Source organism: Streptomyces sp. NPDC007346 (assembly GCF_040703535.1).
GTDB lineage: Bacteria > Actinomycetota > Actinomycetes > Streptomycetales > Streptomycetaceae > Streptomyces.
In genome coordinates, this window is the sequence record NZ_JBEYKR010000216.1 from 1 (window position 1) to 8,098 (window position 8,098).

Sequence of the window (8,098 nt, forward strand, 5' to 3'; positions counted from 1 at the left end):
CACAGCGGCGACCGGAATGATGATCACGCCATCCTCGTCGGCAACCACCAGGTCGCCGGCGCAGACCGGGCCCACCACCCAGGCTGCGCCTGGGTGGTGACGGCCTGTCCGCTGCGCTCCCAGGCCTAGCCTTGCTGCGCAAGGCCTGACCGGTTCTCTGCTTTGCTCCGCACCGGGTTGGGCCGGTCCGCTGCGCTCCCCACCCAACGGCCCCTCCGGCTGCGCCTCCAGGACCAACGGCCCGCTAGCGCGGGCCGGGCTGGCTACGAGGTCGTGGGCGCGGCCGAGGGAGAGAGGGCTGCATCAGATGATGCAGCATGTTGAGTTGGCGGAACCAGGCCAAACCTCCGGAAACTCGGAGCTCCCGAGGGGGCACGCATCACATTGTTATGGGGTAGGAATCATCAGTCGGTCTCGGATATCATTGTAGAGACTGGAGATCTCGTCGGGGATGGGGTGCTGATTAGCGAATGCGGCCCCTAGGCGAGGTTTACTTCGTTCCGCCTTGAGCTGTTGCATTAGCTGCGGATTCAGTTGCTCGATATAAGCCTCGAATTCTCCGTCATGCGATCCAATTCCGAAAGTGTCAGCCACGCTAAATACTCCATTACTCCTCCAAAATCCCTTCCATTCACCGAAATCGGGTGTCGCGCTGTCGGGTTCTGTTGCGGTGAGAAGTGATTGCCCCTTCAGCTGTGTATGCAAGACACTCCCCGGATGGAGGGCCGGACCATCTGCGATGGCAGCCCAGGGGATTTTAAAGGCCTCAAGGAATTGGATATAGCGACCGAACGCTGTATGGCCTCCAACGTCGATCAGCGCAATGTTAGCGCTGCTCGGCGAATGTCTGCTCCCTTCCCACCATGTGCCCAAGCTTCCGATTTCGGTTGCTCCTTCGCACAACACGGCGCCGGCACAGAAGAGCAGAGCGCGTGTGTCACGCAAACCTAGAACCTGCAACCAGCGCGCTTGCTCTCTAGGGTCAAGCTGTCTCACGCGATGGGCACTGCTGCCGCTTTTGAGTGAGAGAGAAAGGCGCAGAATGCGGGACAGGTCGTTGGGAGCTGATACAGGTACCAGGTCGGCGCTGTGGGTGATGATCAGGCACTGAGTTTCGTCGGGGGTTGTTTGAGCGATTCGACGTTGAAGGGTGGGTTCGATGTGGACACCAGGCTCGTCTAGGACGATGACGCGTCCGGGGTCCCCAACAAGAATGGTGCTGAGGAATAGTGCTTCTTGTCTGCCGGCACCTGAGAACGCGATCGGGTATTCATAGTCGCCCTCAGAAACTGTGACATCGATCAATAGATTTCCCGGCTGCTCGGGATCGGGAGTCGCTTGAACGTCGAATCCAGTGCCTACCAGCTCTTTAAATCTGTCTTGGATTCGCTGGTAGCGCTGTCTCAGGAGAAGCGGGCCGTTCTTGATCCGGTACAGCTCAGCAGGGACCTGACTGCCGTCTTGGAGATCGGCTTGTCTTCCCACACTCAGCAGGCTGAACGAGCGGTCCAGCGGCAACCGGCGGTTGTCAGTCAGTACAATCCCACGCTGAAGAACGGCGTTAAGAACCTGAGTGAAGCTCACCTGGCGCGGCTCGTTTATATCCCAGCCCAGAAGTGTGTGAAGGTCCCGAACGCTGTTCAGGATAGGCGCCTGGGTGTCGTGTGGACTTGTTTGCAGATTAATTGGATGATTGAGGCTTGTGAAGATTTTCATGAAGTCAAGCTTGGGACCTGTAGCCCCAGGATTGATTTCATCATCAGGAAATACGCGAATCCAGGCGCCCTGCAAGTTGAGCTTATTACCTGCGGTCTCACCGGTGGCGCGCGATACTGTGTTCCCGCCGAATAGATCGATGTTCCAGGCCGACTCAGGGTCTTCGGCAGAGTGGTGCCACCTGGCCCGCCAGCGAGGTTGTGATCCTTCGTCGTAGTCGACTGTTAGGGATCCGCGGAGCAAGAGGTGCGCGCTTTCGGGGACCAGGCGTCGGCGGGCGTCCTGGTCCCGCCACACTGGTTGTACGCGGCCGTGTGCCATCCGAACATCCCTGCCTGACGCATAGGCGGCACAGATGAAGGTGGCGACAAGTTCCTGCTCCCAGGGCTGGTCCATCTCAATGTCCAGGGTCAGTCGAAAAGAGCGAGCTCCATGCCGAGGAGCTCGTGCGTACAGGTCCAGCCGATCTTGGACCGCCGAACCGGCGTGCGAGGCCACCACAAGACGAGCCACGTCTACGATCCGTCCCAGATTCGACTTGCCCACGGCATTGGGGCCAGTCACCACCGTCGTACCTGCATCCAACGACAAGTCAAGCGTAGAAAATGACATGAACCGACTTGCGTTGATACGCGTGATTTTCACTGGTCCCCGCCTCCCCTTTGAAGCGGCATCATGTCAGAGCGGCAGAGAAACACTCAAAAATGCTCTGCCACGCTCGTCATCCATCGAGCTTTCTCCGCACAATCTCTTCCGTCCGCACGCCGCAGGATGGGTGCCGGCTACGGCGCCTCGATAGCGAGCTCGCCTGGCTGCAGTTGGAGGTATACGGCTCTGCCGCGGGGCCCCCGTTGGCAGGATGCCCCCATCGCTGATTGGGGGGGCATGGTCAAGGGTCCGTACAGCCACGGGAAGACAAAGGCAGAGGTGGCGGGTGAGCTGCGCGTCTACCTGGTGCGCATCAACCGGCGCCGCAGCAGATTCCGGTGCGCGGAGCAGAGGTACTTGCAGGAGGTTCGACGGCATGTTGTGGAGGCGGTGACCTCGGGGATCAACGTCGAGGAAGCGGCCGCCGCGGCCGGCTACACCCCGAAGACCGTCGCGCGCTGGGTGGCGAAGCGAAGAGTCGAGGTGCGGGGCTTACCTGTTGAGAGGGCGCAGGAGCGGCTTGTTCGGATCGGGGAGCGTCGGCGTCGTATGTCGCTGACGGAGTTGAAGATCTCGGCCAGGGCGCGGTCGTCGGTGCGGCGGGCTATGGAGGTGGGGCTTTCCGCTCGGGAGTTCGCTGACATCACCGGGTACACCGCGAAGACGGTTGATCGGTGGTTCGAGTCGGCGTTGCAGGCTCTGGAGCAGGCGGCGCGGCAGCGGGAGGTCGCGCAGGCGCGGCGGGGGAAGCGTAGGAGGCCGCCTCAGCATCTGTCGCCGGCCGAGCGTGCTGAGTGGCTTGCGCAGAGGGAGAGGAGGCGTACGGCTGTGATGCAGAAGAACGGTTTCCGGGTGAGGCCGGTGCGCTCTGCGGTGGTTGGGCTGGGGGTGGGTGAGGTGGCGCGGTTGCCGAAAACACCCTGGAAGAAGACTTCGAAACCGGGTCGAAAGCGCAAGAAGAAGTGAGCTGCGTCACAGGTGCCTCCCGCGCGCGCGGACGCGTAACCGTCAGGGTAATCGCTACCGGCAGGTAAGTCGTCTGTTAGAGCCCTGAGCTGACGGTTCGTTTGGGGCTACTGTCACATCCACTTCCGCAGCGATGCGTGGTCCCGATCCGTCAGGAACGCGGCCGGACACCGCCCGTTGCTGCTGGGGTGCCGACATGTCACTTGACCGATTGGGAGGTGTTCTTTTGCTCATGCCTACCGGCTCCGAGAAGAACGAGGAGGACCTTGCGTCCGAGAACGCAACGGGCCGGGAGGACCGCAGGAGGCGGCAGGGTCTCGTCAGTATGACGATGCTCGCGCTGCTGATCGGCTTTGCAACCGGAGCCGGCGAGCAACTCGCTGAACTGCTCGCGAAGGTTCTGGGCGCTTAACGCGGCGAGCCCCCTCGTGTCTCACCACTCGGGGGCCCACCTGCGGTGTCCTTCACTGGTGGCGGAACCCGTCTTCTCATTCCACTGACGGCGGGTTTCGCCACGCTGGCACACGCTACGGAAGTGTAGGAGCGAAGAGAAGACTCCCCGTACCCCGCCCTGAGGGGATCTTGTACCTGAAACCGGCTGACCGCCTGTACAGGCCCCCGTTGGCGCCCGGGAGCCCCAGGGGGGCCGTGGCGTCCGGTCGACGCCCTGAGGGCCGCCACCGGCCGCCCCACGCCCAAGCCGCGGCGGCCACGGACCGACGCGACGCCACGGCCAGCGCAGCGCCCCGCCGGCTTCCGAGTCCGCCACCGCCCCCACCCATACCCCCACCACACCAAGAGCAGGAAGGGCAGCAGAAGAGGAAGTCTGACCACTCACCACGTCGAAATCGCTGCCTGACCTGGGGAAACGGGAGAGGCCAACCAGGACGAGCGCAACCCCCTTAGCAACCTCGGGTGTGCAACCCCCTTAGCAACCCCCCTGACAACCCCCTTAGCAACCCTCATAGCAACCTCGGGACCGGGCCGAACGAAGGAGCTGCGAGCGGTCGGGCGCGAGGAGCCGGCGGAACGCGAGACCGGACCCAGCCGCCGCGGGCGGTAACCCGGCCCACTCACCACCCCGTGGTGAGTGGCGTGGTGAGTCCCACCCAGGCGTGGTGAGTCCCCGCGGGCACCTTGGTGAGTAGTCGGCTGCCGTGGTGGGTGGCGTGGTGAGTCCGGCGGCGCGGACGCTCTGACCAGCCGTGGTGAGTTGGCGCCGCACTCACCACGACCGGCCGGACGCTCTTCGGCGGCCTCCGGCGTCGGGCCGGACCACCGCCGGGAGCCCCGGGCCGTCCAGGCGGTCCGGCGGATGGTGGTGAGCGTGACGGTCTGGGCGTCGCCCGCTGACGGTCCAGTCCACCGACCACGTGGTGGTGGACCCGGCGTAATCGAGACCAAGGTGAAGGAGGAGGAGAAGATCCGCGCCCATCGTGACGCGGGCTTCGACATGGACCTGGGCGGCGACGACATCACGTCCGTCCAGTACCAGAACGCCACCACGCAAACAGGCAAGCCCATGGCAGCCGGCCATCCCCACGATGGGCATCCGGCGGCAGCAACTTGGTCACCGCGCGACAGCCAAGATCACTACTGCGGTGCACTCTGAGCAGGAAGAGCTCTCCCATCCCTGGTGATGCCCATCCGATGTCACCGGCGCCCCCATTCACACACGGGCTCGCAACCGACGGATTCCATGCCCGGTGTGTGTACCGAGTCGTTGGGCGAGGTTACGAGTTCTTTCTGATCTCGTAGCCGTACGGTTTGTCGACGTTCGTGCCGAAGAAGAACACCTGCGGCGGACCGTCCTCGGCGACCATGAGGCTGGCGACCTCCTCGTCGGTCGGGAATGAGCCGCCGGCGTCGATCATCAGGAGCAGTGTCCTCGTCGACGTCATGCCGCTCCCAGGTTCCCGCACCCGAGACCCTGGTCGCCCCGTTCCGCGGCTCGCTCCAGGTGAATGCGATGGACTCGGCGGGAATCCCCTTCATGCTGAACCAGCCATCCGCGTGGAACTCGACCCGGCCGCCGCCGCTCCCGGTCCAGACGCCCGGCAGCCCGTCGGTGTCCAGGGCCGAGGTACCGGCAGTGGAACACCCGCTCAAGGTCATCGCCAGCCCCAGGGCCAGCGATATGACGGCGCAACGCGCTCTTCCCACCGACATACTCCCCCAGCCTCGTCGACCACCAGCTCCCCGCCGACCGGCAGTTCGCCCGCACCAGGGCCGCAGCCTCCTGGCGGGTCGTCCCGCCAGGAGGCTGCGGCCTCGTTCCACCACGCACGCCGCCGCTGCACATCTCCTTTCCGGCACGCGGAGGATTCCCTTCGCCATGCCGGGCTTTTGACTAGATCAGAAGTAGCCGGCCTGCGGGCCTTCCACCGCCCGCCGGACGCCGACGGGCAGCAGCACCGCGATCAGGCCGACCCACATCGCGATGCTCTCGACGTACACGGGGTCGATGAGCCACACGACGAACAGCACGAGGATGACTAGGACAGCGCGCGGCAGACGCCGACGGGGGGAAAGAGGATGGCCGAGGGTAGTGCGTACAGTGAACATGTTCTACCGATCTGCCGGCCTGTCGGCCGGCGTCTGAGACCGCACCGCCTCCACATGGTTTGGTCGCCGCGGGGCGGTGCGGTCTTGGGATCTCCAGCTAGTGCTTGGAGTTCTTTGGCTGGGTGATCCGGGAGATCCCGGGTTGAACAAACCGATCCGCGAACTGGTAGAGCGGACGCTGGCTCACACCCGACCTGGTCCGGAGCGTCTCGTACCACTGCTGGCCCGACACGTCGATGACCTTGTGCTCGATCAGGTCGTTGATGCCTTTGGCCACGGTCTGTTTGTTGATGCCGTACCCGTCGCAAATCTGGGCGTGCACCAGGGAGAACTCAAAGGCCCGCAAGCTCAAGGCGATGAGGAGCATCGCCTTGCCCGGCAGACTCAGCTTGGTGTTGAGGCCGTCCTCCCAGTACGCAAACGGCAGCTGGAAGTACCGCTCCGGGGAGACTCCGGATCCGGTCGCTCCGGGCGGTGTGTAGCGCGCACCCGTGCCGTCCTCCTTGAGCTTGGTCACCCTGGTCCTGCGCCCCTCGCCCCGCGAGGTCTCGACGATGCGCAGCTCCCTCAGCACCCTCCAGGCCCGGGACACGGCGGCGCCTCCGGTCTTCTCCTCAAAGATGCCCAAAGACCGCGCCCACGACGTGGACCACTCGGTCACCGAGAAGTCCTCCCCGGTCGACACCGCAGCGAACAGGAGATAGGCATCGAGAGGCCGCTCCTGCTTGCGGGACACCAAGACCTGCATCGGCGCCGGCCCCCTCGCCCCCGGACCCGGCAGCTGAAGGAAGGACCTCCGGATCGGGACCGTGTGATTCCTGCGGCCCGAGGCCTTGAGGAACAGCGCGATCGTCCTTTCCTGATTCGGGCCGGCAGGAACACCCCCTCCCTCTACGGCGTCCCCCGTCTGGCTCTCCGTCAGTTCCATGCGCACAGAGTGCCACGAGATGCGTCGTGTGTCCAACTAGATTTGCGACTTGAAGGCCCTTGAGTTGACGGTTTGCGGGGTGCCTTTCATTTCTAACTCAGCCGAGAGCTCCGGGTGAGCTCATGTCCTGTGACGATCGCGCGCGCCCTGCCTTCCAGCCCAACGGTCGTCTGTCGGCTGGCGGGCGGCCAGCACTGCGTCCAGACCGGCCGACAGCTGCGGCCGGCTCTCCCCGGCCGGCGCCCAGCGCCACCGGTCTTTACCAAGACCTCGCACGGTCGGAGGTGTCGTAGGGGTCACCACGGCACCGACCGGCCCACACACGTCCTGCCCCGGGCCGAACAACGCCGCCACGGGCCCCTCAGAGATCCAGAACCTCTAATTACTAACGAATTAGAGGTGTCGGCGCGCTCACCCGGCTTGCCCACCAGGTCTGACCAGCAGGAACGGACGATCCGCGGATCCGGGGGTTCACACCTCCGGTGCAACGCCCGGTGCAACTCTGGGCGCACCTGCGTAAACAACCGTGGAGACCCCACCCGGTGCAACCCGCCCAGGGCCGGCTCTCGGTCCCGGCCGCCGCCGACCAGTACGTCACCAGCACCCCCTGTACGTGTCCGGGATGACGACGCGGACGACCGCCAGGAGCACGGCCAGGAGGACGCCCTGCGGGAGCATCCCGGGCCGCAGGGGCGGACGCTGGAGGGGTGGGACGCTCCCGGATGTGCGCGGTGTGCGGTGCCCACCCTCCCCGGGCCGGACCGGCCCGGCGGCGGTACTGCTCCGGTGCCTTGCCGCGCCCAGGCCTGACGCGACCGGCAGACCAGCGGGCGCATCATCACGGTCGGCGTCCTGACCGCCGAAGCCGAGATCCGGGGCGACATCGAGGCGCTAGAGCGGCTGTTGTGCCCGGTCTGCCGGCAGCGGTCCTGCCCGGCGGGCGCCGCCGGAGGGACGCCCGCTACTGCTCCGGCACCTGCCGCACCCGCGCCTGGCGCCACCGCCGCCTTCCACGCGAACAACCGGAGGAGATACGGGCCACCGTGACGTCGACCCGTCACCGGGCCGCGCCCCGAGCTTCCCGGCGACGGGTCGACGTCACAATGTGCTGCTGACCCGATTCCTGGCCCCCGCAGGTCACAGCCCTGCGGGCAAGCCTCTCCCGGCCGGGGGGGGGGGGGGGGGGCCGGGGGGGGGGGGGCCCCCCCCCCCCCGCCCGGCCCCCGGGCGGGGCGCGGGGGGGGGGGGGCCGCCCCCCCCCCCCCCACCCCCCCC

At 65.7% G+C, this 8,098-nt stretch carries 7 protein-coding genes; 3 read left to right on the forward strand and 4 right to left on the reverse strand.

Features of this window, described 5'->3' with window-relative positions; all coding sequences use genetic code 11:
- Positions 1-387 precede the first annotated feature (387 nt).
- Positions 388-2,361 (reverse strand): TOPRIM nucleotidyl transferase/hydrolase domain-containing protein, encoded by a 1,974-nt coding sequence (locus tag AB0917_RS32310; protein ID WP_366823270.1) that lies wholly within the window; start codon positions 2,359-2,361, stop codon positions 388-390.
- A gap of 240 nt (positions 2,362-2,601) precedes the next feature.
- Between AB0917_RS32310 and AB0917_RS32315 the strand changes: the two genes are divergently transcribed.
- The 3 genes from AB0917_RS32315 to AB0917_RS32325 all read left to right on the forward strand — a co-directional run bounded on the left by AB0917_RS32315 (position 2,602) and on the right by AB0917_RS32325 (position 4,942).
- Positions 2,602-3,330, forward strand: coding sequence for a hypothetical protein (locus tag AB0917_RS32315; protein ID WP_366823272.1), 729 nt, complete (start codon positions 2,602-2,604; stop codon positions 3,328-3,330).
- A 232-nt stretch (positions 3,331-3,562) separates the two neighbouring features.
- Positions 3,563-3,742 (forward strand): hypothetical protein, encoded by a 180-nt coding sequence (locus AB0917_RS32320; RefSeq protein WP_029181939.1) that lies wholly within the window; start codon positions 3,563-3,565, stop codon positions 3,740-3,742.
- Positions 3,743-4,735: 993 nt separating this feature from the next.
- Positions 4,736-4,942: a hypothetical protein gene (locus tag AB0917_RS32325; protein ID WP_364623575.1), complete on the forward strand. Its 207-nt coding sequence runs from the start codon at positions 4,736-4,738 to the stop codon at positions 4,940-4,942.
- Positions 4,943-5,063: 121 nt separating this feature from the next.
- Here the strand turns inward: AB0917_RS32325 and AB0917_RS32330 are convergent, their stop codons facing one another.
- From AB0917_RS32330 to AB0917_RS32340, 3 genes are all read right to left on the reverse strand, one after another.
- Positions 5,064-5,231 carry a hypothetical protein gene (locus tag AB0917_RS32330; protein ID WP_366823273.1) on the reverse strand — a complete coding sequence of 56 codons (168 nt, stop codon included), beginning with the start codon at positions 5,229-5,231 and terminating at the stop codon, positions 5,064-5,066.
- 454 nt (positions 5,232-5,685) lie between these two features.
- Entirely contained in the window at positions 5,686-5,817 is a 132-nt protein-coding gene (locus AB0917_RS32335; RefSeq protein WP_364623572.1) for a hypothetical protein, read from the reverse strand.
- A 175-nt stretch (positions 5,818-5,992) separates the two neighbouring features.
- Positions 5,993-6,823 carry a hypothetical protein gene (locus tag AB0917_RS32340; protein WP_339155161.1) on the reverse strand — a complete coding sequence of 277 codons (831 nt, stop codon included), beginning with the start codon at positions 6,821-6,823 and terminating at the stop codon, positions 5,993-5,995.
- Between the last annotated feature and the right edge of the window lie 1,275 nt (positions 6,824-8,098).

Excerpts from the sequence above, each read along its gene's own strand:
- AB0917_RS32315 (WP_366823272.1), top strand. The coding sequence starts at position 2,602 with ATGGTCAAGGGTCCGTACAGCCACGGGAAGACAAAGGCAGAGGTGGCG.
- AB0917_RS32320 (WP_029181939.1), top strand. The coding sequence starts at position 3,563 with ATGCCTACCGGCTCCGAGAAGAACGAGGAGGACCTTGCGTCCGAGAAC.
- AB0917_RS32330 (WP_366823273.1), bottom strand. The coding sequence starts at position 5,231 with ATGACGTCGACGAGGACACTGCTCCTGATGATCGACGCCGGCGGCTCA.
- AB0917_RS32340 (WP_339155161.1), bottom strand. The coding sequence starts at position 6,823 with ATGGAACTGACGGAGAGCCAGACGGGGGACGCCGTAGAGGGAGGGGGT.